At 63.8% G+C, this 22,075-nt stretch carries 24 protein-coding genes; 13 read left to right on the top strand and 11 right to left on the bottom strand.

What is annotated here, in order from left to right; translation table 11 throughout:
* The first annotated feature begins 54 nt into the window (after positions 1–54).
* Positions 55–1,617 carry a Rieske 2Fe-2S domain-containing protein gene (locus tag AC56PL_RS10795; RefSeq protein WP_497153818.1) on the top strand — a complete coding sequence of 521 codons (1,563 nt, stop codon included), beginning with the start codon at positions 55–57 and terminating at the stop codon, positions 1,615–1,617.
* Between the two features lie 102 nt (positions 1,618–1,719).
* Positions 1,720–3,213 carry an FAD-dependent oxidoreductase gene (locus tag AC56PL_RS10800; protein ID WP_497153819.1) on the top strand — a complete coding sequence of 498 codons (1,494 nt, stop codon included), beginning with the start codon at positions 1,720–1,722 and terminating at the stop codon, positions 3,211–3,213.
* A gap of 33 nt (positions 3,214–3,246) precedes the next feature.
* On the opposite strand, the gene AC56PL_RS10805 is transcribed toward AC56PL_RS10800, so the two are convergent.
* Both AC56PL_RS10805 and AC56PL_RS10810 read right to left on the bottom strand, forming a co-directional pair.
* On the bottom strand, positions 3,247–3,648 hold the full coding sequence (locus AC56PL_RS10805) for an ATP-binding protein (protein WP_497153820.1): 402 nt from the start codon (positions 3,646–3,648) through the stop codon (positions 3,247–3,249).
* Between the two features lie 126 nt (positions 3,649–3,774).
* Positions 3,775–4,530, bottom strand: a complete 756-nt coding sequence (locus AC56PL_RS10810) for a SigB/SigF/SigG family RNA polymerase sigma factor (RefSeq protein WP_495515955.1) — start codon at positions 4,528–4,530, stop codon at positions 3,775–3,777.
* A gap of 238 nt (positions 4,531–4,768) precedes the next feature.
* On the opposite strand from AC56PL_RS10810, the gene AC56PL_RS10815 reads away from it, so the two are divergent.
* Complete coding sequence (locus tag AC56PL_RS10815) at positions 4,769–5,947, top strand: alcohol dehydrogenase catalytic domain-containing protein (protein ID WP_495513699.1); 1,179 nt, start codon at positions 4,769–4,771, stop codon at positions 5,945–5,947.
* Here the strand turns inward: AC56PL_RS10815 and AC56PL_RS10820 are convergent.
* Entirely contained in the window at positions 5,925–6,257 is a 333-nt protein-coding gene (locus tag AC56PL_RS10820; protein ID WP_497154288.1) for an HNH endonuclease, read from the bottom strand. The genes AC56PL_RS10815 and AC56PL_RS10820 overlap by 23 nt on opposite strands.
* Before the next feature lie 191 nt (positions 6,258–6,448).
* Here AC56PL_RS10820 and AC56PL_RS10825 point away from each other — a divergent pair, with 191 nt between their 5' ends.
* The gene (locus AC56PL_RS10825; RefSeq protein WP_495513700.1) at positions 6,449–7,090 is read left to right on the top strand and encodes an endonuclease; all 642 of its coding nucleotides are present in this window, start codon (positions 6,449–6,451) and stop codon (positions 7,088–7,090) included.
* Between the two features lie 15 nt (positions 7,091–7,105).
* On the opposite strand, the gene AC56PL_RS10830 is transcribed toward AC56PL_RS10825, so the two are convergent.
* From AC56PL_RS10830 to AC56PL_RS10840, 3 genes are all read right to left on the bottom strand, one after another.
* Positions 7,106–7,612 (bottom strand): hypothetical protein, encoded by a 507-nt coding sequence (locus AC56PL_RS10830; protein WP_495513701.1) that lies wholly within the window; start codon positions 7,610–7,612, stop codon positions 7,106–7,108.
* Complete coding sequence (locus AC56PL_RS10835; RefSeq protein WP_495513702.1) at positions 7,609–8,520, bottom strand: hypothetical protein; 912 nt, start codon at positions 8,518–8,520, stop codon at positions 7,609–7,611. The genes AC56PL_RS10830 and AC56PL_RS10835 overlap by 4 nt, the downstream gene beginning before the upstream one ends.
* Before the next feature lie 91 nt (positions 8,521–8,611).
* Positions 8,612–9,232: an NAD(P)H-dependent oxidoreductase gene (locus AC56PL_RS10840; protein ID WP_497153821.1), complete on the bottom strand. Its 621-nt coding sequence runs from the start codon at positions 9,230–9,232 to the stop codon at positions 8,612–8,614.
* A 32-nt stretch (positions 9,233–9,264) separates the two neighbouring features.
* Between AC56PL_RS10840 and AC56PL_RS10845 the strand changes: the two genes are divergently transcribed.
* Positions 9,265–9,684 (top strand): MerR family transcriptional regulator, encoded by a 420-nt coding sequence (locus AC56PL_RS10845; RefSeq protein ID WP_495513704.1) that lies wholly within the window; start codon positions 9,265–9,267, stop codon positions 9,682–9,684.
* A gap of 4 nt (positions 9,685–9,688) precedes the next feature.
* On the opposite strand, the gene serS is transcribed toward AC56PL_RS10845, so the two are convergent.
* Positions 9,689–10,945 (bottom strand): serine--tRNA ligase, encoded by a 1,257-nt coding sequence (gene serS, locus AC56PL_RS10850; protein WP_495513705.1) that lies wholly within the window; start codon positions 10,943–10,945, stop codon positions 9,689–9,691.
* Positions 10,946–10,955: 10 nt separating this feature from the next.
* Complete coding sequence (locus AC56PL_RS10855) at positions 10,956–11,297, bottom strand: ankyrin repeat domain-containing protein (protein ID WP_495515957.1); 342 nt, start codon at positions 11,295–11,297, stop codon at positions 10,956–10,958.
* A 182-nt stretch (positions 11,298–11,479) separates the two neighbouring features.
* Here AC56PL_RS10855 and AC56PL_RS10860 point away from each other — a divergent pair, with 182 nt between their 5' ends.
* A complete protein-coding gene (locus AC56PL_RS10860; protein WP_495513706.1) occupies positions 11,480–12,676 on the top strand; it encodes a septum formation family protein in 1,197 nt (398 codons plus the stop codon).
* Positions 12,677–12,679: 3 nt separating this feature from the next.
* Complete coding sequence (locus AC56PL_RS10865) at positions 12,680–13,030, top strand: metallopeptidase family protein (RefSeq protein WP_495513707.1); 351 nt, start codon at positions 12,680–12,682, stop codon at positions 13,028–13,030.
* 38 nt (positions 13,031–13,068) lie between these two features.
* On the opposite strand, the gene AC56PL_RS10870 is transcribed toward AC56PL_RS10865, so the two are convergent.
* Complete coding sequence (locus AC56PL_RS10870) at positions 13,069–13,731, bottom strand: histidine phosphatase family protein (RefSeq protein ID WP_495513708.1); 663 nt, start codon at positions 13,729–13,731, stop codon at positions 13,069–13,071.
* Positions 13,728–14,645, bottom strand: coding sequence for a prephenate dehydratase (gene pheA, locus AC56PL_RS10875; RefSeq protein WP_497153822.1), 918 nt, complete (start codon positions 14,643–14,645; stop codon positions 13,728–13,730). Before pheA ends, AC56PL_RS10870 begins: the two co-directional genes overlap by 4 nt.
* A gap of 111 nt (positions 14,646–14,756) precedes the next feature.
* Here pheA and AC56PL_RS10880 point away from each other — a divergent pair, with 111 nt between their 5' ends.
* From AC56PL_RS10880 to AC56PL_RS10900, 5 genes are all read left to right on the top strand, one after another.
* The gene (locus tag AC56PL_RS10880; RefSeq protein WP_497153823.1) at positions 14,757–15,521 is read left to right on the top strand and encodes a DUF2470 domain-containing protein; all 765 of its coding nucleotides are present in this window, start codon (positions 14,757–14,759) and stop codon (positions 15,519–15,521) included.
* A 36-nt stretch (positions 15,522–15,557) separates the two neighbouring features.
* Positions 15,558–16,364: a CPBP family intramembrane glutamic endopeptidase gene (locus AC56PL_RS10885; RefSeq protein ID WP_497153824.1), complete on the top strand. Its 807-nt coding sequence runs from the start codon at positions 15,558–15,560 to the stop codon at positions 16,362–16,364.
* Between the two features lie 10 nt (positions 16,365–16,374).
* Positions 16,375–17,778, top strand: a complete 1,404-nt coding sequence (locus tag AC56PL_RS10890) for an LCP family protein (RefSeq protein ID WP_497153825.1) — start codon at positions 16,375–16,377, stop codon at positions 17,776–17,778.
* Between the two features lie 116 nt (positions 17,779–17,894).
* The gene (locus AC56PL_RS10895; protein WP_497153826.1) at positions 17,895–18,323 is read left to right on the top strand and encodes a MarR family winged helix-turn-helix transcriptional regulator; all 429 of its coding nucleotides are present in this window, start codon (positions 17,895–17,897) and stop codon (positions 18,321–18,323) included.
* Entirely contained in the window at positions 18,307–19,716 is a 1,410-nt protein-coding gene (locus tag AC56PL_RS10900; RefSeq protein ID WP_497153827.1) for an MFS transporter, read from the top strand. The genes AC56PL_RS10895 and AC56PL_RS10900 overlap by 17 nt, the downstream gene beginning before the upstream one ends.
* Here the strand turns inward: AC56PL_RS10900 and AC56PL_RS10905 are convergent.
* Positions 19,702–20,901, bottom strand: a complete 1,200-nt coding sequence (locus AC56PL_RS10905) for a lipase family protein (RefSeq protein ID WP_495513715.1) — start codon at positions 20,899–20,901, stop codon at positions 19,702–19,704. The genes AC56PL_RS10900 and AC56PL_RS10905 overlap by 15 nt on opposite strands.
* A 609-nt stretch (positions 20,902–21,510) precedes the next feature.
* On the opposite strand from AC56PL_RS10905, the gene AC56PL_RS10910 reads away from it, so the two are divergent.
* Positions 21,511–22,050, top strand: a complete 540-nt coding sequence (locus AC56PL_RS10910; RefSeq protein ID WP_495513716.1) for a ferritin-like domain-containing protein — start codon at positions 21,511–21,513, stop codon at positions 22,048–22,050.
* The last annotated feature ends 25 nt before the right edge of the window (positions 22,051–22,075 follow it).

Genomic DNA, 22,075 nt, shown 5'->3' on the forward strand with positions numbered 1-22,075 from the left:
GCGGTCGATACTCTGGGGAACGCAGCAAGAGCACCACAATTTTGGAGGCAGTACGTGCAGGTCACGAGCGTTGGACACGCAGGATTCCACATCCAGACGGCAGCGGGGTCCATCCTGTGTGACCCATGGGTCAACCCCGCATACTTTGCGTCGTGGATCCCATTTCCGGACAACAGTGACTTGGACTGGAAGGCCCTGGGCGACTGCGACTACCTCTACGTCAGCCACCTGCACAAGGACCACTTCGACGAGCAGAATCTGCGGGACAACGTCAACAAAGACGCGACCGTCCTGCTACCCGACTACCCGGTTCCCGACCTGAGGCGGGCGCTGGAAGAACTAGGTTTCCACAAGTTCGTGGAGACCGAGGACTCGGTGAAGACCACGATCACCAATGACAAGGGCAGCCTCGACATCATGATCGTGGCGTTGCGCGCGCCTGCCGACGGCCCGATCGGGGACAGCGGGATCGTCGTTTCCGATGGTCAGACCACCGTGTTCAACATGAACGACGCCCGGCCGGTCGATCTCGACGTCATCACCGAGCAGTTCGGCCACATCGATGTCCACATGCTGCAGTACTCGGGCGCGATCTGGTATCCGATGGTCTACGACATCCCGAAGCGTTCGAAGGCCAACTTCGCGGCGCAAAAGCGCCAGCGCGGCATGGACCGCGCACGGTCGTACATCGAACAGGTCGACGCCACCTGGGTCGTGCCCTCGGCCGGACCGCCGATGTTCCTCGACGAGGAGCTGCGGTACCTCAACGACATCGAGAACGACCCAACCAGCATCTTCCCTGATCAGGAGACGTTCCTCGATCAGATGAAGGAACACGGCACCGACGACGGCGTCAAGCATCGCGGGTTGATGATGGTGTCCGGGTCCACCGCCGAGTTCACCGGTTCACAACTCGACGAGATCAGCCATCCGTATCCGCCGGAACAGGTGTTCGGCAAGAACAAGGCCGGCTACCTCGACAAGATGGCGGTGAAGTTCGCCCCGGTCATCGCCGCACAGAAGGCAACCTGGGCACCGGCCGAAGGTGAGCCACTACTCGACCCCCTCAAGTCGCTCTTCGAGCCGATCATGGCGCAGAGCGATCAGATCTGCGACGGGATCGGTTATCCCGTCGGACTCGTGATGGGCGACGAGACAGTCGTTCTCGACTTCCCGAACCGCACGGTCCGTGAACCCAAGGAGAACGAGGGCAAGTACCGGTACGGCTTCCGGATCGCACCCGAATTGGTCCGGACTGTTCTGCGGGACAACGAACCCGACTGGGTGAACACGATCTTCCTCTCGACCCGGTTCACCACGTGGCGCATCGGCGGATACAACGAATACCTCTACACCTTCTTCAAGTGTCTGACCGATGAGCGAATTGCCTACGCGGACGGATGGTTTGCCGAGGCACATGATGATTCGTCGTCAATCGTGAAGGACGGCTGGGAGATCCAGCGACGCTGCCCCCACCTGAAGGCCGATCTGAGCAAGTTCGGTGTCATCGAGGGAGAGAAACTCACCTGCAACCTGCACGGCTGGTCGTGGGACCTGCGCAGCGGCCGTTGCCTGACCTCGAAGGGTCACGAACTCCGCAGCAGCAAGGTCGACTAGCCGCCGGATTCCGGTCTGATCGGCGAGCACCGGTCGAATACGCCACCATCGGACCGGATCGCAGCGGGTTTGATCGGTCCGTCATCGGGGTATGGCGATCCGGTGTCCTCATTCTGGCGTGACCGAGTCAATGTCGAGACGCCCTCGGGAGCAGTCACCGACGCCCGCTACGAATACGTCGTGGTCGGGGGTGGGATCACCGGGCTGGCCACCGCGTCACTACTGTCACGGGCCGGTGCACAGGTAGCGGTACTGGAAGCTCGCCATGTGGGTTTCGGTGCCACGGGCAATACCACCGCAAAACTCAGCCTGCTGCAGGGCACGCGGCTCTCGAGCATTGCGGCCAAACACACTGGCGACACCGTCAGACGGTATGTCGAGGCCAACTTCGAGGGTCAGCGATGGTTGCTCGATCTGATGCGCGACAAGGGTGCCGCGTTTCAACTCAGGGACGCATACACCTACGCCCAATCCGACGACGGTATCGAAGCCGTCGAAGCGGAGTTCCGGGTCGCACGACGTGCGGGATTGCCGGTTCAACGTGTGGACCAGCTCGACACGGCATTCCCGGCGCGCTCGGCAGTGGTCTTGCAGGATCAGGCCCAGTTCGACCCGATGGACGTGTTGGCGGTTCTCGTCGCAGAGGCACAAGCGCACGGCACCGACATCTTCGAGAACGTCCGGGTGCGGTCGGTACGTACCGACCGCGGCGACCAGGTGTTGGGCACCGATCAGGGCGATGTACGGGCGGGCACAATCGTATTGGCCACCGGCACACCAATTCTCGATCGTGGTGGGTACTTTGCGCGGCTCCACCCCGAAAGGTCCTACACCGCCGCCTTCGACGTATCCGAAGAACTTCCCAGCGGGATGTTCCTCTCAGCCGACCAGCCGTCGCGGTCGATCCGTACCGTTCCAACCGCAGAGGGCGAGGTGTTGCTCACCGGCGGGGCAGGCCACACCGTCGGCCGGACGCGATCTGAACAATCCCTGGTCGACGAACTCCTCGAATGGACCACGCAATCATTTCCGACCGCCCGCCTGCGAGCTCGCTGGTCGGCACAGGATTATGTCTCCATCGACGAGTTGCCCTATGTCGGACCGCTCGTCCCCGGGCACGACAACATCGTGGTGGCCACGGGGTACGCCAAATGGGGGATGTCGAACGGCATCGCGGCCGCACTCATGCTGTCCGGGCAATTGCACGGAACCCGAAAATCCTGGGCGGGTGCGTTCAATTCTTCTCGTTACCAACAGATTTCAGGACTACCCACCGCCGCGATGATCAACGGTGCCGTAGGACTGGAGTTGGTCAAGGGTTGGGTTGGCGCCGCGATCGCCGGTTCACCGGAGTCGCACGCATCGGCCGCCGAGGGCACGGGAGAGGTTCGCAGGGACGGCGCACAGCCGGTAGGGGTCTGCACCGTGGGCGGCAGACAACACCGGGTTTCCGCCATCTGTCCGCATCTCTTCGGAATCCTGAAGTGGAATGACGCCGAATCATCCTGGGATTGCCCACTTCACGGGTCGCGCTTCCGCCACGATGGCGAGATCCTCGAAGGACCTGCCACCTCACCGCTGCACCGGCTCAACTGATCAGCGACCGCATGGGGGTCTGGCTATTTCGAGCTATTTCGAGAGTTCGATGGCTACCAGGCGTCCACCGTTGTCAACGGCGCCCTCGTGCACGGTGACGGAGTTGGTGAGCGTCTGAAGGACATGCCATCCGAATCCGGTTTGTGACAGGCTTTTCGAGACCGGTACCCACGACTGGACGACGGCGCGGAAGTCGCGGTCAGAAGTGGTGAATCCGATGATGAGTTCGGCTTCCGGGCCTGCACAGCCGATGATCGACGACGCCGCTTCGTCAACTGCCAGTTTGATGTCGGCCACCTCGTCGAGCGAGAAGTCCGCAAGCACGGCCAACGTCTCGGCGATCGCCCGCACCATCGGTACCTGCGTTTCATCGGCTCTGACCCGGATGCTCACCGGAGCCACTGCGATTCCATCGATGTCCACAACGTCACCCACTACGTCTTTCCCCCTTTGCCCGGCAGGTTACCCCGCCAGGTTCGATGTACCCGTTCCATCACTGCGACAACCCTTTCCTCGACTCTTTGGTCGTGTACCCATGCAGTTGATTGCCAATCACCGCGCTCATCCCAGCAATGAACTGATGTCGGTCTCGGTTGGCCCGAGGTCCTCACGGAGCTTCTTCAGAGTGCTCGACAGGATTCGCGACACATGCATTTGTGAGATGCCCAACTGTTTGGCGATCTCGGTCTGTGTTTGCGAACCGAAGAACCGGAGCACCAGGATCCGCCGCTCCCGTTCCGTGAGCTTGGCCAAGGCCGGCCGGATCATGACGTAACTTTCGACGTGAGAGTACTCCGGATCCTCTTCGCCGATCGTCTCGAGCAGCGGTGCCCCGATCTCGTCGTCCGCGGCGCCGGAATCAGTCGAGAGTGCTTGATACGCCCCTCTGGCGAGCAAACCCTCCGTCACCTCGGCGACGTCGAGCCCGAGTTCGACTGCGATCTCACTCGCCGACGGCGATCGCCCGAGCCTGTGCGACAAATCCTCCGAGGCGTCGTTGATCGACTTGTGAAGTTCCTTGAGACGCCGGGGAACTCGGGTCGCCCACGCGGCGTCACGGAAGTGCCTGCGCACCTCGCCCATGATCGTCGGCACGGCGAACGACACGAACTCCGAACCGTGGTCTGGATTGAAGCGATCCACCGCGTTCACGAGACCGAGGCGGGCAACCTGCACCAGGTCGTCGTGATTCTCACCGCGGCCGCCGAAGCGACGTGCGATGTTCTCGGCCAACGGTAGGCACCGCGTGATCACGTCATCGCGGAGACGGTCGGTCCCAGGAGCATCGGGATCACCCGCTCGCAGCCGCTCGATCATGCCGACTACATCGGAATAGTCGTCCGAGGTGCGGCCCTTGGATTCAGATCGGTCCAATACTGTCCCATCCACGCAATCGTCTTCTCACTCGCCCGACTTACCCGTTGCGAGTACTTCCCAAACCCCCACTCTGTCATCCCTGGTGCCCACATCCACATCGTGATTGCGCCCCGCGTCCGAGGGGTACTTGCAGACCGGGGGCCGGATGACCTGAAGTTCGCCGTAACAAGGAGACGATATGAGAGCAGTGACTTGGCAAGGCAAGCGCGATGTGCGCGTCGAGACCGTGCCCGACCCGAAGATCGAAGATCCGACAGACGCGATCATTTCGCTGACGACGACCAACATCTGTGGATCAGATCTCCATCTCTACGAGATATTCGGACCGTTCATGAGTGCCGGAGACATCCTCGGGCACGAACCGATGGGAAAGGTGGTCGAGGTCGGCTCGGCGGTCAAGAACCTGTCCGTCGGGGATCGGGTTGTCATCCCGTTTCAGATCGCCTGTGGGACTTGCCACATGTGCAACCATCAACTGCCCACACAGTGCGAGACCACACAGGTGACCTCTCAGGGACGGGGTGCGGCCCTGTTCGGCTTTTCCAAACTCTATGGTCAGGTGCCCGGCGCGCAGGCGGAGTACCTCCGGGTCCCCCATGCGGACTTCACGCACATCAAAGTGCCGGAGGGTCCGTCGGATTCGCGGTTCGTATATCTCTCCGACGTATTGCCCACCGCGTGGCAATCGGTGGAGTACGCCAACATCCCCGACGGTGGCTCGGTCACCGTCCTCGGACTCGGTCCGATCGGTGACATGGCCGCGCGAGTGGCAGCCCACAAGGGCTATCAGGTCACCGCTGTTGACCTCGTCCCCGAACGGCTCGAACGGGCGCGGGCACGCGGGATCGACACCATCGACCTGTCGCGCCACGACAACATCGCCGAGATCATCCGAGATCGGACCGATGGCCGCGGAACCGATTCGGTCATCGACGCGGTCGGTGCGGAAGCGCACGGCGCGCTGGGGGCCAAGGTGATTCAGACGATGACCGGCATGCTGCCCGACGCCATCGCCCAACCGCTGTTCAAGACTGCCGGCGTGGACCGTCTCAGTGCGGTCTACACCGCCCTCGACGCGGTGCGACGTGGCGGCACGGTCTCACTGATCGGGGTCTACGGAGGCGACATGGATCCGCTCCCCCTCGGAACGATGTTCGACAAGCAGATCACGATGAGGATGGGACAGGCCAACGTCAAGCGGTGGGTCGACGACATCATGCCGCTGCTCACCGACGACGATCCGCTGGGCGTGGATACGTTTGCCACACACGAATTGTCATTGGAGCAGGCACCCCACGCATACGAGATCTTTCAGAAGAAGCAGGATGGAGCCGTCAAGATCCTGCTGCATCCGTAACCGACGCGGAGTCCTCCGGGTGAGAGATGCGCATCGCTGCGCTGATCTCTATGTGGCGCTCCAGGAATGCGCGCTCGTCGAGTTTCTTGCGCCGCAGCCACCCGGTGACCTCGTCGTTGCATTTGCTGGCGTTGCACGAGCCGCAGGCCGGTGCGATGTTGTCGATGGTGTAGCGGCCACCCCTGGAGATCGGTAGGACGCAATCACGTTGCAGCGGTTTGTCGGTCGCACCGCAGTAGGCGCAACCACCCCAGGCAGTTTTCAGTTCGGTCCACTGCTCAGGGCTCAGGTCATGCTCGACGGCATCCATCCGCCGCTTTCGCTTTCGCGCGTATCTGGCCTTGCGACTTCGATTGACCGGCACGTGGTCGATCCTATTGTGCTCCGCGGCACCGATACCGCCGGGCGCGCACATTGGGGCTCCGCCGGTCGACCGGATATCCACAAGGAAAGAACCGACGTTGCCGCCTGCAGGTGCGCAGGCGGACCCGAGGAGGCGCAGTGACCACCAGACAACAACGTTCCATCGCTGCCGAACTCAGCAAACGGGCCGGCCCGACCTACGCGGAAGCGGCCGGGATAGAACTGCGTGACACCCCGGCGCCACTCTTCCAACTACTTGTTCTGACAATGTTGTTGAGCGCCCGGATATCGGCCGATATCGCCGTGGCCGCCGCGCGCGAGCTGTTCGGTGCCGGACTACGAAGTCCGAAGGCCGTGATCGAGGCCCACCGAGCCGACATCATCAAGGCGCTCGGCCGTGGGCACTACGTGCGATACGACGAGAGCACCGCGACAAGGCTGAACGAGTTGTCGCACCGGTTGCGAGATACCTACGCCGGCGATCTACGCAAACTCGCGGAGGCCGCCGACAAAGACGTTGCCCGGACTCGAGAACTGCTGCAGGAGTTCAACGGGCTGGGTCCGGTCGGCGCCGACATCTTCCTCCGCGAGGTCCAGGACGTATGGCCGTGGGCGGCCCCGTACTTCGACAAAAAGGCGCGCAGCGCCGCCGAAGATCTCGGGCTGCCGGACGATCCCGATGAACTGGCCGATCTCGCCCCCGGCTCCACCGCGCAGTTCGCCGCTGCACTTGTCCGGGCCTCACTCGACAAGGAACTGCGAGAATCTTTGTCCACGTGAGCGCAGCGTTGCGTCTCAGGGATTCTTGGCGTCGGTGATCGCAGCCCTGATCGCCTCCGCGCACTCGGCTCCTGCCGGTTCGGGTCCGAGGCCGATGTAGAACGTGCCGGGCTGGCCGTGGTCGCCAGGGAACCCGCCGATGGTGATGCCGGAATCCTCCACCGCGGAGAACGAATCCTCCAGGGCGCCGCCGACCCGCGCCGAGGCCTGCGACAGGGGTACCGAAAGTGCTGCGGTACCACGATTCTCACCAGCGGTCACCACCAGGAGATGCGTGGTGTGCAGTACCACCAGGACATCGTGTTCGGAGTCTTCGTCAGTGGCGTTGGCCCTGGTCCCGAACAGCTTTCCGAGAACCGACTGCGACGGCTGATTGACACTGTGGGTGAGCCAGGCAGGCATGTCGTCGGCAAGCACCAACTGCTGGCTTGCAGAATGCTTCGCGAGCTCTTCTGTCATCGCCATCGACAGTTGGTCGAACCGCACCATCTTCGTTGATCGCTCATACATGGACGTACTCATGCCACTGCCTTCTCTCCGCCTCGCTCTGCTTCTGCACTGGCCTCCACCGCCCCGGACCAGGCGACCGCAACAGCCCCGATGACTGCAAAGACGAATCCGAGTACAGCCAACCAGGTCCGGCCCGGGAGGGCATTGTCGCCGAGCCAGATGATACCGACCAGCCCGGGAATCACTGTCTCACCGACCACCAGGGCCGCGGTGGCACCGTTGACCGAACCCAATTGCAGCGCAACGGTATGCAGGTAGAAGCCACCGATACCGGATATCACCAGAGCGTACGCGGCCGGGTCCGCCAGGATCTCAACGATGTCGAAGTCGGAGATACCGTCCATGACCCGTACCGAAATCGCCACCACGCCGAACATCGTTCCGGCGCAAAGACCGGCGGCGATGGCCGCTTTGGAGCCGAGCCACTGGATCAGGCCGATCGAGCCCGCCATGAGAACCATCGTGATCGCCAACAAGCCCCAATGGAACCACGCGGAGTCGTGGCCGGTGCCCTCGGGTTCAGCCGAGAAGCCCAATGCGAACAACGCCAGGATTACAACGGTGATCGCAATCCAGTCGCGGCGATGCAGGTTGATTCCCAGCACGAAGATGCCGAGGACCGCGGTCACCACCAGGTTGGCGCTGATGATCGTCTGCGAAAGGAACAACGGGACCAACCGGGCCGAGACCGCGCCGCCGATGAAACCGAATACGTCCAAACAGGTTCCGACGATGAAAGCCAACGTCAACGCTGCGGCGATGGTCGACTTCATGGACGGGGCGCCGGATTCGGTCTCGAAGCCCTCCAGTCCGTCGGCCACTGCCTTCTGTTTGGACTGCCGGGCACCGTACGCCTGCATCACAGACGAGACGCCGTAGGCCACGCACGCGAACAGCGCCGCCAGAACTCCGATGATCATGCTCAGCAGTATGGCGGCAAAGAGCCGAATCTGCCTCTACCCGATGCGTGAAACCCGCAGATCGATCCGAATCCACCTCCGCTTCCACGGGTTACGCGTGCTGTGGGCAAGGACTGATCGCCGTAGTGATCTTCAACCCTGCCTCGTGAGCCTCCCGTAGCCGTCGGACGTGTACGTCGGACTGTTCGGCATGGCTGTCGTAAAGGAGGGTCAGGCTCGCCGTGGTGATCCCCGAATAGTCTGCGAGACCGCCGAGTAGGCGTGTGGACAGTGATGCGTGGTAGCCGCGTCGGACGAAGGTGTCCTCGCCTACTCCCGCGACCCCGACAAAGTGCAGATCGGGTACCGCGGTGCGGAACCCGGTCACATCCTCGTTGTCCTCATAGGCCCAACCGGCGGTGAACACTCGCTCGATCCAACCGGCGAGCAGTGCCGGGACCGACCACCAGTAGACCGGGAACACCGCGACGACGGCGTCCACCTTTTCGATGAGTTGCTGCTCGGCGAGCACATCCTGCGGTGGTGGTTTCTGTCGGCGGAACGCGGCGAGGTCGGCGGGACCGAATGTCGGCTGAAAGCCGGTCTGCCACAGGTCGTGGATACGGGGAATGCCACCCGCCTCGGTGACACCTGCCGCCAACGCCTCGGTCAGGCGCCATGTTTCCGACGAGCGGTCCGGGTGCGTGGTCACGATCAGCACTGTCGAAGTCATGCGCCCGACGGTAATGTCTGACATCAATGTCAATGTCAACTCCAACACCAAGTTCACCTGAGCGCGGGGCATTTCGGATCGGCGAACTCTGCGCTCGGACCGGGGCGACCCCACGGATGGTTCGCCACTACGAACGCGCCGGGGTGCTCAAACCGCAGCGCACGGCAAACCGGTACCGGATCTACGACGAGGAAGACGTCCGCATTGTCGAGGACGTCCGCTGTCTGCTCGCGGCAGGGCTCACCCTCGCCGAAGCAGGTCAGATCATCGAGGCCATCTGCGCTGAGCCCAGTCGCGTCGACGACGCCGATCGCGCCGCGGCATTGCTGTTGATGGGCAATCGTCGTGACCAGCTCTCGGCACGGATCGATCAGCTCACCGAGTACCGGGATCGTCTCGACGAGTTGCGCGCCGAAGTCGTCGACGAGAACGAGCCCGTGCTCGGGGCGTGAATCTCTAGCGCGGTGTGAGCACCTCGGTGCCAACAAAAGGCACCAAGGCTTCCGGGACCCGCACGCTGCCGTCGGGTTGCTGATGATTCTCGAGGATCGCCACGATCCAGCGCGTGGTGGCCAGAGTGCCGTTGAGTGTTGCCGCGATCTGCGGCTTGCCGTTCTCACCGCGGTACCGCACCTGCAGCCGTCGGGCCTGGTAGGTGGTGCAGTTCGAGGTCGAGGTCAGCTCGCGATAGGTGTTCTGGGTGGGAACCCAGGCCTCACAGTCGAACTTGCGGGCCGCAGACGAACCGAGGTCACCACCGGCGACGTCGATCACCCGATACGGCACTTCGATGGCGGCCAGCATTTCCTTCTGCCAGCCCAGGATCTTTTCGTGCTCGGCCTCGGCTTCTTCGGGGCGGCAGTAGATGAATCCCTCGACCTTGTCGAACTGATGGACACGGATGATTCCCCGGGTGTCCTTGCCGTAGCTGCCTGCCTCACGGCGGAAGCAGCTCGACCAACCGGCGTACCGCTTGGGGCCGTCGGACAGGTCGAGGATCTCGTTCATGTGATAGCCGGCCATCGGCACCTCAGAGGTTCCGACGAGGTAAAGGTCATCGTCCGGCAGGTGGTAGACCTCGGCCGAATGTTCGCCGAGGAATCCGGTGCCCTCCATGACCTCTGGGCGAACAAGGACCGGTGGGATCATCATCGTGAAACCGTTTGCTGTCGCCTTCTGCGCGGCGAGCTGCAGAAGCCCGAGCTGCAGCATGGCGCCTGCACCGGTGAGGAAGTAGAAGCGCGATCCCGAGACCTTTGCGCCGCGCTCCATGTCGATCAGTCCCAGACTCTCACCGAGTTCGAGGTGATCTTTCGGGTTCTCGATCTGCGGGATCTCGCCGACGGTCTCCAGCAGGACGAAGTCCTGTTCTCCACCGGCAGGCGCCTGCGGGGCGACGATGTTGTTGATCGCGCGGTGCGCGGCGACCATCTTGTCGTTGGCGGCGCTTTCGCGGGCGTGGGCGGCCTTGACCCGCTCGGCCAGTTCCTTGCCCTTGGCCAACAGCGCCTGCTTCTCGTCGGCCGGAGCCTTTCCGATCAGCTTTCCGAGGTCTTTCTGCTCGGAACGCAGCTGATCCGCTTCCACGATGGCGGCACGGCGGTCGGTGTCGGCGGCGAGCAGCACGTCGACCAACGCCGGGTCCTGACCGCGCGTGCGCTGGGAAGCCCGGACAACATCAGGATGCTCACGCAGAATCTTCAGGTCGATCACGTGTGAAACCCTACTTGCCGAGCAAACCGAGGTAATCTTCGCGGCCGAACATGTGGGCTGCGTCTCGGGCCGTCGGCGTCCCCGCGTCCGGATCGGCACCCCCATCGATCAGCGCCCGAACCACCTCGTCGTGTGACTTGAACACCGCACCGGCCAGCGGGGTCTGATTCTTGTCGTTGGGGCGATCAACGTCCGCACCTCGCTCCAACAGGCCTTTCACCACTTCCGCGTGGCCGTGATAAGCCGCCAGCATCAGCACGGTGTCGCCGGACTGGTTGGTCAGATTCACCGGCACGCCCGCATCTATGTACTGCAGCATCGCCAGGTCACCGGAACGCGCCATGGCGAACATCCGGCCGGCCAGTTCGGCCACCTCGGCGGGCGGCTCGGTGTTGTCGGGGTTCTTCGGATCGGCCGATTCGCCGTGCACATTCGGGTCCATGAGCCGACGATAGCGCCCGCTGCCGACCCGGGCCGCCCGGTTGTCGCCCCATCCGGCCACGGCGCCCGCCGACAAGGGCATGATGGACACCGATGGCTGACAGGCAAGAAGGTGACGATTCCGCCCCACCCGAGGGAGACTCTTCCGCCTCGGACGAAGGCGGCGATTCGGGCTCGCGTGAGGGCGCCAACTCCTCGGTGAGGAGTCGGCGAGGTCGCATCGGACAGCTGATGCACGAGCACCCCGTCCGGGTCTTGCTCGCGGCGATACTCGTGGGCGCAGTGGTCTGCGCTGCAGTGGTCGGGCTGTTCGGTGGTTTCGATGACGCAGGCAAGGTACAGCGCGATGAGGTCGGGGACACGAAACCGACGCCGGAGTCCACGCCGTTCTCCGAATCGCAGGCCGGGGATTGCCTGTCCTGGCCGCTGGCCGATCTGACCGATCAGTCCCTGGTCGACTGCAACACCGAGCACATGTTCGAGGTGGCCGGTGCCGTTGACACCTCCGTGTACCCGGGTGTGCAGTTCGGTGAGGACGCCCCTTGGCCCGGACCCGACCAGTTCAACACGATCCGCGACGAGTACTGCCCGACGATTGTCAACAACTACCTCGGCGGCAAGCTCGACCCGGCCGGCCGCTTCACCGTCAATCTGATGTATCCCTCGGAAGAGCAGTGGAACAACGGGGAGCGCAGCCTGCGGTGTGGACTGCAACTGTCCGGCACCACCGGCACACTCGCGCCGTTCACCGGGTTCGTCCGCGACCTGGACCAGGCCCAGCAATGGCCGGTGGGCACCTGCATCGGAATCGATCCCGAGACCCGTAAACCCACCGATCCGGTGGATTGCTCCGAGCCCCACGCGTTTCAGGTGACCGGGGTTGTCGACCTCGGTGTCGAGTTCGGAGGTCCCGCATCTGGTCTGCCATGGCCGAACCTCGAGGCGCAGAATGCATATCTGGCGGCGACCTGCCCGGGTCTGACCGACCAGTTCCTCGGTGGTGCCGACCGACTCGCCCAGACCACACTCAACCTGCAATGGTCGACCCTGGCGGAGACGAGCTGGATGGCCGGGAGCCGAACTTCGGTATGCTACATCGGATTACCTGATGCGGGCGGATTCGCGACCCTCGTCGGCGACGCCAGGGGAGATTTGTTGATCAACGGTCAGGTCCCGGTACCGACGGCCGAAGATTCCGACGGCCGCATCGTCCCGACACCGGTGCCGCTGCCGCCGGGCGTAGAGGTCAATCCAACACTCGAGGTCCCAGCCCCAGCCGGCGGCGGGTGATCGATGCCGGTTGCGATGACCGACAAGGACTTCGAGAACCTTGTCTCCGACGCCCTCGACACCATCCCCGAAGATCTTGCCGCCGCGATGAACAACGTGGTGATCCTCGTCGAGCCCTTCAACGACGAAGAACCCGATCTGCTCGGGCTGTACTTCGGCATTGCGCTGACCGAACGGGACAGCCACTACGGCGGCACCCTGCCGGACACCATCACGATCTACCGCGATCCGATACTCGCCATGTGCGAGGACGAAGAGCAGGTCATCTCCGAGGTCGCGATCACGGTCGTACACGAAATCGCGCATCATTTCGGGATCTCCGACGATTGGCTCCACGCCAACGGCTGGGGCTGAACACCTCCGGAGCGACGAAATCCGCGGACGCGGCTGGTTCAGCCCATCGGGTCGCGGGCGAGCTCGGCCGGATCGGTCGTGTGGAACGGCGGCAGCTCCAGGCCCCACCGCGTGCACGTCCAGCCGTCGGCGGTGCGCTCCAATTCGATTGAGCCGGTGTTCTTCAGGTGATGTTTGAGCGCGAACTCAGCAGGCATGTTCACCAGGCGGGCCGCGATGAGCCGGATCGCCGCACCATGGCTGACCAGGTGGACATCCGGCGCATCAGGATCGACGAGGTACTCCTCGACGATGTCGTCGATGACCGGCAGGTACCGCGCGTACACGTCGTCGAGTGACTCACCCCCGGGGATGCGGACCCCGGTCTGGCCCTCGAACCAACTGCGTACGGTTTTCGCGAAAACCTGATGCGATTCCTCGGAGGTCTGGTCCTCCAGGTCGCCGACCTGTACCTCGAAGAGCCCGTCGCGCACCTGATTCTGCACCGACCACACCGAGCCGATCAGTTCAGCCGTCTGTTGCGCGCGCGAGGCCGCCGACGAAATGAGTACGGGGCTATCGGGTTTCGGACGTTCGAGCGCGTAACGCACGGCTTGTCGCGCGCCGAAATCAGTCAGATTCGCCCCTGGCAACGCCGTATCCAAGCGCTGCAACACATTCGACGTGGTCTCGCCGTGGCGGACCAGATACAACCGACTCATGGCTCCAGACCCAACCGAATCGATTCGAGCCAACGATCACTCGCCGCATGACGGGGCGGCGGCGTTCCGTTGGGCCGGGCCGACGGCCACGAGCCCAGGAAATGCAACGCAGGCACACGGCGGTACAACGCACCCAACGCCTCGGCGATCGGCGAATCGTCGAGGTGCCCGACGACATCGAGGTTGAAATAGAACCCTCCGGTGTGCCGGGGCCGCGATTCGATGCGGGTGAGATCGATACCCCGACTGGCGAACTCGTACATCGCCGACATCAGCGAACCCGGGACATTCGGCAGGTCCAGCGTCACAGAGGTGCGGTCCTGCCCGGTACGCGCCGGCACCGGCCCAGGCTTGCCGACCAGGACGAACCGGGTGTTGGCATCGTCGGAGTCGACGATGCCGGTGGCGATGTCGTGAAGTTGATGAAGGCGGGCCGCCACCGGGGTGGTCACGGCGGCATCGACGACCCCGTCGGCCGCATCCTTGGCCGCCGCCGCGTTCGACGCACTCGTCACCACCTGGGCATCGGGGAAACGCGTGGCCAGCGTTTCACGAACCTGCGCAGCCGCCACCGGATACGCCCCGATCGTCTTGATGTCCCCGGGCGCCACCTCGTCGCGAGCGGCCAGGGTGAACGCGATATCGAGCACCGTCTCGGCAAAGATCTGCAGCCGGCTGCCCTTGATCAGGGCATCCAGCGTTGCAGGCACCGAGCCCTCGATCGAACTCTCGATGGGCACGCACCCGTATCGGGCCCGGCCCTGGCGAACCAGACTCAACGTGGCACCGGGACTGTTGGCGCTGATCCGTTCCAGTTCACCGTCGGCGGTGAGCCACGGGTTCTCGATCAACAGACGGTCGAGGGCCATCTCGGTGAACGTTCCGGATGGGCCGAAGTAGGCGATCGCAGGCACGTTCCGAGGTTACGGCAGCGGGTAATGCAAATTGAGGCTTGCCTTCGATCGGGTCGCGTGGTTAGGGTAGCTTTACCTACACAGCGTGAACCGAATCACCGAGGACCGTAGATGACAAAAACAGCGATCGACCGCCCCACCGATGCCGAGTTCATCCGCACCGCATGTATGCACGTGACGGACGCGATGCTCGCGATCGAGGGCAGCGAGCCCGCACCGGTCACGATGGTGCATCTGTACGACTCGCAGGCGTTCGTCCTGGTCCCCTCCGACAGCGCCGCCTGCGCATTGGCATGGCAGGCAGGCAGCGCCGGACTCCCCGCAATGGTGGAGGTCACCGACATGGCCCCCATCACACTGCGCGAACAGGTCCGTTCCCTCATCTGGCTCAACGGCACCCTGCATTCGGTTCCCTCCGATCTCGAACGCGACCTCGCCTGCGAGATCGCCACCGACCACCCGTCGCCCGGCCTGCTCGACATCGGCCACGGATTCTCACTGCTCCGCCTTGGCCTGTCCTCCGCGGTCCTGGCCAACAGCTCCGGTGCCGCCTCGGTGGCGTCCACCGACCTCGCCCACGCCGATCCCGACCCCTTCTGGGAGTTCGAAGCCGACTGGATCGCGCACATGGACACCGATCACGCAGACATGATCGCCGCGCTGAGCAATCGGCTCCCGGTCGAATTGCGCGACGGCCGGGTCCGCCCACTCGGTATCGACCGCTTCGGCATCCGCTTCCGCGTCGAGGGTTCCGAAAGCGACTCCGACGTTCGACTGTCATTCCCTCGACCGGTCAGCGACCTCCCCGAGCTGTCCCGGGCGATCCGAACCCTGGCCGGATGCCCGTTCCTGAACAGCCTGCCCGGCCAAGGCTGACGCCACACCGGGCCACCCGTCAGTAACCTCAACCGGGTGAACCTGCGCCCGTGGCTACAACCGGCACGTCCGGCGCAGCCGGAAGTCGTCACCGACCCGACCGCGCGACGCGCCATCGGGATCGAGATCACAATCGTCCTGGTCCTGACGTTCGGGCTGTCGGCGGTCTCATCGGCGCTTTCCCTGATCGAAAAGGCGATGTCGGAGCCCGGTATCAGCGGCAGTTCCGTGGCACTGAACGTCAGCTCGTCCGAACTCGATGCCATCGACTTCTTCCGGCAACTGCTCTCTGCGACCAAACTCTTCGGCATCGCGGCGCTGGCCGTCTACCTGATCTGGCGGGCCGGAGTTCCGTTGGCGCGCATCGGGTTACCCGCACTACGCGCCAAGTTCGACATCCCGCTCGGCATGGGCCTGGCCGCGATCATCGGCATCCCCGGCCTGGGCCTGTACGTCATCGCCCGCGCCATGGACCTCAATGTCCAGGTGGTGCCGTCAGATCTCAACGAGACCTTCTGGCGCCTGCCGATGCTGGTGTTCTCGGCCATCGCGAACTCCGCGGCCGAAGAGCTGCTCGTTGTGGCCTATCTCATCACCCGGCTGCGCCAACTGGGTTGGACCGAAAATCGCAGCCTGCTGTTCTCGGCGGTGCTGCGCGGCGGGTATCACCTGTACCAGGGTCTCGGCGCCGGGTTCGGAAACGTGCTGATGGGCCTGGTCTACGGCCGGGTGTTCCAACGCACCGGCCGGGTGTGGCCACTGATCATCGGGCACGCGTTGATCGACACCGTCGCCTTTGTCGGCTATGCGGTCCTGAGAGATCATCTCAGCTGGCTTGACTAGAGTCTGTGCAATGACTGACCAGGACGAGCCCTTCATCCGCCGCCCCGGCGGTGCGCGGCGTCCCGATCAGGGTTCTTTTCCCCCGCCCGCATCACCGCCTGCGAATGGACGCACCCGGCGCATGATGCCGGGCCCGACCGGACCACCTCCGCAGCGCGGGCCGGCACAGCCCGCCGGGCAACGTCCACCGCAGCAGGGACCGCCGCATCAGGGATCACCCCAGCAGGGTCCCGCCAGGCCGCAGCATGCTCCGCCACCGGCCACCCGGGTCGGTCCACCGCAGCCGGCCGACCCCGGATACCAACCACCTCGGGCCTGGTCGCAGGCAGAGAGTCCGGAAACCCGCACGGCTCGGCCGGCGCAGCGTCCGCCGCCGCCGATCGTGGCCTACAACCGCCAGCCCCCCAAGCCGCCGCAGGGACCACCTCGCCGGGTCACGCCGGGGCCGACGCGTCCACCGGAGCGCACACGTCGCCGCCGCATCCCGATCCTTCGCACCCTGTTGATCCTGCTGCTCGTCATGGTGCTCGGCACGGTCGGATTGCTCGTCTACTTCGATACCAAGCTCCACCGGGTCGACGCGTTGTCGAACTACGCGGGCCGCGTGGCGAGCAGTGCGGGAACCACCTGGCTGCTGGTCGGATCCGACTCGCGCGAAGGCTTGAGCGAAGCCGAGCGCGCCGCCCTGTCCACCGGCGACAGTGAGGGTTCGCGGACCGACACGGTCATGCTGGTGCACTACGGCTCCGGCGGAAAACCGATGATCATCTCGATCCCCCGCGACCTCTACGTCGACATCCCGGACAACGGCACACACAAGATCAACGCCGCCTTTGCGATCGGCGGCCCACAACTGTTGGTGCAGACCATCGAAACCAACACCGGGCTCCGCATCGACCACTACGCGGAGATCGGATTCGGTGGCTTCGACAAGATCGTCGACGCCGTCGGCGGCATCGAGATGTGCCTGGACGCACCGATCAACGACCCGCTGGCCGGGATCAACCTGCAGGCCGGTTGCCAAACACTCAACGGGCGTGAGGCACTGGGCTTCGTCCGCACCCGCGCGTTTGCCAATGCCGATCTCACCCGCGTGGTGAATCAGCGGAAGTTCATGGCCGCGTTGATGCAGAAGGCGACCAGCGCCTCGACGGTCCTCAACCCGTTCCGCTTCTGGCCGCTGGTCAACGGTGTCGTGGATTCCCTGACCGTCGACAAGAGTGATCACCTCTGGCACCTGGCCCGGCTTGCCTGGGCGCTGCGCAGCGATCCGGTCACCGTCACCACCCCGAACGCCGGGCCGGTCTTCACCGACGACGGCGATTCATTGGCGTGGGGCGACAACACAACCCAGTTCTTCAAGACCATCGCCGACGGTAAAGAGGTTCCGCCGGAACTACTTCAGACCGGTTGAGCCCCTATCCGCCGCTGATTTCAGAATGGGGCCCATCGGGGCCGAGGCAGCGCGAGTGACAAACACAACCCAATTTAGTCAACCAGATTGATCAATTTGGTTGTATATTTGGTCAAATGCCGTCCACGCAGTCCACCGCCCAACAACTCCGTGAAGCGCTACATCCCCTCTGGCGCCGCCTCACCGCCGACCGAACGATCTCGGTGGGCAAGATGGGCATTCTCGCCGATCTCTCGAAACACGGCCCGATGTCGGCCTCCACGCTCGCCACGTCCCAAAAGGTCAGTCCCCAGGCGATCACCACCGCCGTGCGCGAACTCGAAGTCCTCGAGTTGATCGTTCGCACGCCCGATGAGAACGACCGCCGCCGGATCTGGATCGCCATCACCGAAGCCGGCCGCACCCGACTCGCCAAAGAACGGGCGATCGGCGCGGATTGGTTGAACGAGGCCATCGCCGCCCGACTCGACGACGACGAACAGAAGGCACTCGAGGCGCTCATCCCGATACTCCACAAACTGGTGACCGATGACAATCTCGACTGAAACCCGGGTGCATCCAAAGCTCTCGTCGGCCTTGGTGTTTGCCGCTCTCACCACCGCGGTCGTGAGCTCGCTCGGCATGTTGCTCGTCCCGACCATCTCGCACGAACTGGACGTCGAGGTGAGCACCGCACAGTGGATGCTCACGATCAATCTCCTGGTCGGCGCGATCTCGACACCGATCATGGGCCGCCTGAGCGATGGCCCACACAAGAAGCGGCTTCTCATCGGGTCGCTCGTCTGCATTCTCGTCGGCTCGATCCTGGCGGCGGCCGCACCGAACTTCATCGTGTTCCTGCTCGGCAGAGCGCTACAGGGGTTGAGCTACGGAATCGTGCCGGTGACGATCGCATTGGCCAGGCGGTACCTCGAAGAAGACAAGGTCCGGGCCGGAATATCGAGCCTATCCGTCACCGTCGCAACAGGTTTGGGTGTGGGCTATCCGCTGACGGGCATCCTTGCCTCGTTGCTGGGCTTCCGTTTCGCCTTCTGGTTCGCCGCACTGTTCCTGGTGGTCGCGATAGCCGTGGTCTGGCGGATCGTGCCCGATGGTCCCGACGAACGCGCGCCGCGCGCACCGTTCGATTTCACCGGCGCCGTACTCATCGGTGCCGGCCTGTCATGCCTGCTGCTCGCCATCAGTGAGGGCTCGGGCTGGGGCTGGATCGCTCCACCGACGCTGGGCTTCTTCGGCTCGGCGGCCGCCATTCTGACGGTGTGGTGCTTCGTCGAACTCCGTGTGCCACATCCGCTGATCAACCTTCGTGTCCTGAGGACCCCAGATGTGTTGGTGGCCAACAGTACGGCGATAGGACTCGGCGCCGCGATGTACATCAGCCTGTCGATCATCAGCCTCATCGCCCAGGCTCCGGAAACGACCGGATACGGGATCGCGCTGCCGCTGTTCTGGGCCGGATTCGTGATGCTTCCCCTATCGGTGGGCAGTTTCGGCGCAAACCGGGTGGTCCGACTGATATCGCACCGGATCCGCGTTCGCACGCTGCTGCTCGTCGGCGCCGGCATCTTCACCATCTCGAGCGTGCACCTGTGGCTCGATCACAACTCCCTGTGGGAGATCCTGATCGGCATGCTCGGATTCGGCATCGGCATGGGGACCGCCTACGCGGCGATGCCCGCACTGATCACAAGAAGTGTTGCCGACACCGCGCTCGGCAGTGCCGTGAGCTTCAATCAGGTTCTGCGAACCGTCGGTGGAGCCTTCGGCAGCGCTCTGTCAGGGGCTGTCCTCGCCGCGCATATGAACACCGACCTCCACCCGACCGAACACGGCATCGAATTGGCACTCGGAATCGGATCCATCGGCTGCGCCGTGGTGTTTGCCGCGCTGGTCATCAACCATGTGCTGTCGAAAACACAAAGGTCAACAGGCCCCTGACCCCACGGCGTCACCGGCCAGCATCCTCGACGCGAAATCGTGTGCATCGTCAAACGAGGCCGCGATGGCGCCCCGATGGTCGGCACCCTCGTACACCTTGAACTCGACGTCCGATCCCTTCGCGCAGAAATCCTTGACCGCCGCGGTCGTACTCGCCTGTGGGACAAGGACATCTGCCGTCCCCTGAGCGAACAGCGTCGGCACCTGCGGGGTCACCGTCGCCAGTTCCTGCTCGTTCAGATTCGCTGCCAGCGGCGTCAGGTCGGCACCCTCGCGGAAGATCTGGTCGACGGGTATCGGTGGCACCGCCCGCACCGCTGCCAGACATCCCGTCCGGGCCGCCTCCAGCAGCGGCCGGGCCTGCTCGGTGAGCAGCTCTTCGGGAACGATCGTCGGATCAACGGCCTGTAAGCCGAGAAGAATGATCGGGACAAACGGCACTCCCGGGGCCATCAAAGGGTCTCCGGTGGCGACCATCTCCGGGATCTTGCCGGTCCCGTTTCCGGGAGCGATCGACACCGCCCCCTTCAAGTTCAGCTCCGGTGCCCGGTCCGGGCCGATCTCGGAGGTGAAGACCACCGCCTGGCCACCCTGACTGTGCCCCACCGCGAACCAATCCTTGCCGACGTTGTCGTCCACTTGCCGTGCGGCACGGACGATGTCGGTCACCGCGTTGGCTTCGCTGGTGCCGTTCATATACGGATGACCACCCGGGGTGCCGATACCCTCGTAATCCGTCTGGACCACGACGTACCCGCTGCTGACCCACTGGTCGAGTGTCTTGCTCACCACATCGACGGTGTCATGCACCGGACCGTTCGGGGTATCCGCGGACGGGGCACAGGCATCGGCCACGCCGGTCGTTCCATGGGCCCAGCTCACCACCGGCCAGCCCCCTTCCGGAGCGGGCGTAGTGGGGATGGCGACCACCCCCGACACCAGAATCGGTTCACCGGAGACATTTTGGGACATGTAGGTGATGCGTTGATTCCGCGCGGCACTGGGAAGGGCAGCCGACTCGGTGAGGTCATGCGACGTCACCAGCGTTCCCGGCGACAAGTCCGCCCCCGACGTGTTGTCATCGTCGGAGCCACCGCTGGAGCACGCAGCGATCGACATGACCGTGCACAGCGCGAGAATGCTCCGCGTCGCACCGGTCGAGCGCTTCTTCCGGACATTGTTCATCGACAATCCCTCCCCGTTCGCCGGGAGCACAGCAGTGGGTCCCGATCAAATGCTTCGCTTCACCGATCTACAGCGCTGCTCATCCTGCATCGAGGCGGGTTCGGGCGTGGAGACGATTCCACTGACCGGGAACCCCGGTGACCGGGATCACTCCGTCGAGTCACTCGACCGTCGCTGAGCGGCGGTGACAACCTCCGGCCCACAGGACAGCCGAGGGCCACATCGACAATTCTCCGACCGGCTCGAGGTGAGATCCCGACCACACCACAGCAGATCCGTGCCCCCGAGTGAGAACATGTTCCAGATCAGCGGGGCCACAACCAGAATCGCAATTCTTGCCACAGCGCCCTTCCCTCCCCGTCGCCCGACCCGGTCCACTGGGATTCGTAACATTCACCCGGACAACACTTTTGACCGGTCATCACCCACGGCTCGGCGCCGATCGCAGACCGCAGCCGGCGAGATGGTTTGGATAGCCTTGGTCAACTTTTATCGCGTAATGCCCTGTCAGCCAAGGTAATCCTTTCCTTCGGACACTTTGGATAAGTCACCCTAAGTAAGGACGAGCTTGGATGACAACGGCTTTGACCTGCACCTACGCTCGTTGACATGAGCACCAAACGTACGCATTTCCATGAGCTCCTGCATGACCAGATTCGCAATGAATTTTCTTCGGCGCAGCAGTACATCGCGGTGGCCACGTACTACGACAGCGAAGACCTGCCCCAGCTGGCCGCGCACTTCTACGCGCAGGCCGCTGAAGAGCGCAACCACGCGATGATGATCACGCAGTACTTCCTCGACCGCGATCTGCCCGTCTACACCCCGGGCATCGATCAGCCGGAGAACAACTTCGCCGACTTCCGGGCGCCGATCAAGCTGGCCCTGGCACAGGAACAGCACGTCACCGACCAGGTCGTCGCGCTGGCCAAGGCCGCCCGCGACGAGGGTGACTACCTCGGCGAGCAGTTCATGCAGTGGTTCCTCAAGGAACAACTCGAAGAGGTCGCCACCATGCGCACCCTGCAGACCATCGCGCAGCGTTGCGATGGCAACCTGTTCGATCTCGAGAACTTTGTCGCCAGAGAGATCGCCAAGGCCGGCGCGCCCGACGCGACGGCTCCGGCGGTTGCCGGTGGCAGCCTGTAGTTCCTCCACCACAAAGCGGGCCCGA

This window comes from Williamsia sp. Y721 (assembly GCF_059683565.1).

Excerpts from the sequence above, each read along its gene's own strand:
- AC56PL_RS10810 (WP_495515955.1), bottom strand. The coding sequence starts at position 4,530 with ATGATCGAGCGGCTGCGAGCGGGTGATCCCGATGCTCCTGGGACCGAC.
- AC56PL_RS10815 (WP_495513699.1), top strand. The coding sequence starts at position 4,769 with ATGAGAGCAGTGACTTGGCAAGGCAAGCGCGATGTGCGCGTCGAGACC.
- AC56PL_RS10820 (WP_497154288.1), bottom strand. The coding sequence starts at position 6,257 with ATGGATGCCGTCGAGCATGACCTGAGCCCTGAGCAGTGGACCGAACTG.
- AC56PL_RS10830 (WP_495513701.1), bottom strand. The coding sequence starts at position 7,612 with ATGAGTACGTCCATGTATGAGCGATCAACGAAGATGGTGCGGTTCGAC.
- AC56PL_RS10835 (WP_495513702.1), bottom strand. The coding sequence starts at position 8,520 with ATGATCATCGGAGTTCTGGCGGCGCTGTTCGCGTGCGTGGCCTACGGC.
- AC56PL_RS10840 (WP_497153821.1), bottom strand. The coding sequence starts at position 9,232 with ATGACTTCGACAGTGCTGATCGTGACCACGCACCCGGACCGCTCGTCG.
- AC56PL_RS10845 (WP_495513704.1), top strand. The coding sequence starts at position 9,265 with ATGTCAACTCCAACACCAAGTTCACCTGAGCGCGGGGCATTTCGGATC.
- AC56PL_RS10855 (WP_495515957.1), bottom strand. The coding sequence starts at position 11,297 with ATGTTCGCCATGGCGCGTTCCGGTGACCTGGCGATGCTGCAGTACATA.
- AC56PL_RS10860 (WP_495513706.1), top strand. The coding sequence starts at position 11,480 with ATGGCTGACAGGCAAGAAGGTGACGATTCCGCCCCACCCGAGGGAGAC.
- AC56PL_RS10865 (WP_495513707.1), top strand. The coding sequence starts at position 12,680 with ATGCCGGTTGCGATGACCGACAAGGACTTCGAGAACCTTGTCTCCGAC.
- AC56PL_RS10870 (WP_495513708.1), bottom strand. The coding sequence starts at position 13,731 with ATGAGTCGGTTGTATCTGGTCCGCCACGGCGAGACCACGTCGAATGTG.
- AC56PL_RS10880 (WP_497153823.1), top strand. The coding sequence starts at position 14,757 with ATGACAAAAACAGCGATCGACCGCCCCACCGATGCCGAGTTCATCCGC.
- AC56PL_RS10890 (WP_497153825.1), top strand. The coding sequence starts at position 16,375 with ATGACTGACCAGGACGAGCCCTTCATCCGCCGCCCCGGCGGTGCGCGG.
- AC56PL_RS10895 (WP_497153826.1), top strand. The coding sequence starts at position 17,895 with ATGCCGTCCACGCAGTCCACCGCCCAACAACTCCGTGAAGCGCTACAT.
- AC56PL_RS10900 (WP_497153827.1), top strand. The coding sequence starts at position 18,307 with ATGACAATCTCGACTGAAACCCGGGTGCATCCAAAGCTCTCGTCGGCC.
- AC56PL_RS10905 (WP_495513715.1), bottom strand. The coding sequence starts at position 20,901 with ATGAACAATGTCCGGAAGAAGCGCTCGACCGGTGCGACGCGGAGCATT.
- AC56PL_RS10910 (WP_495513716.1), top strand. The coding sequence starts at position 21,511 with ATGAGCACCAAACGTACGCATTTCCATGAGCTCCTGCATGACCAGATT.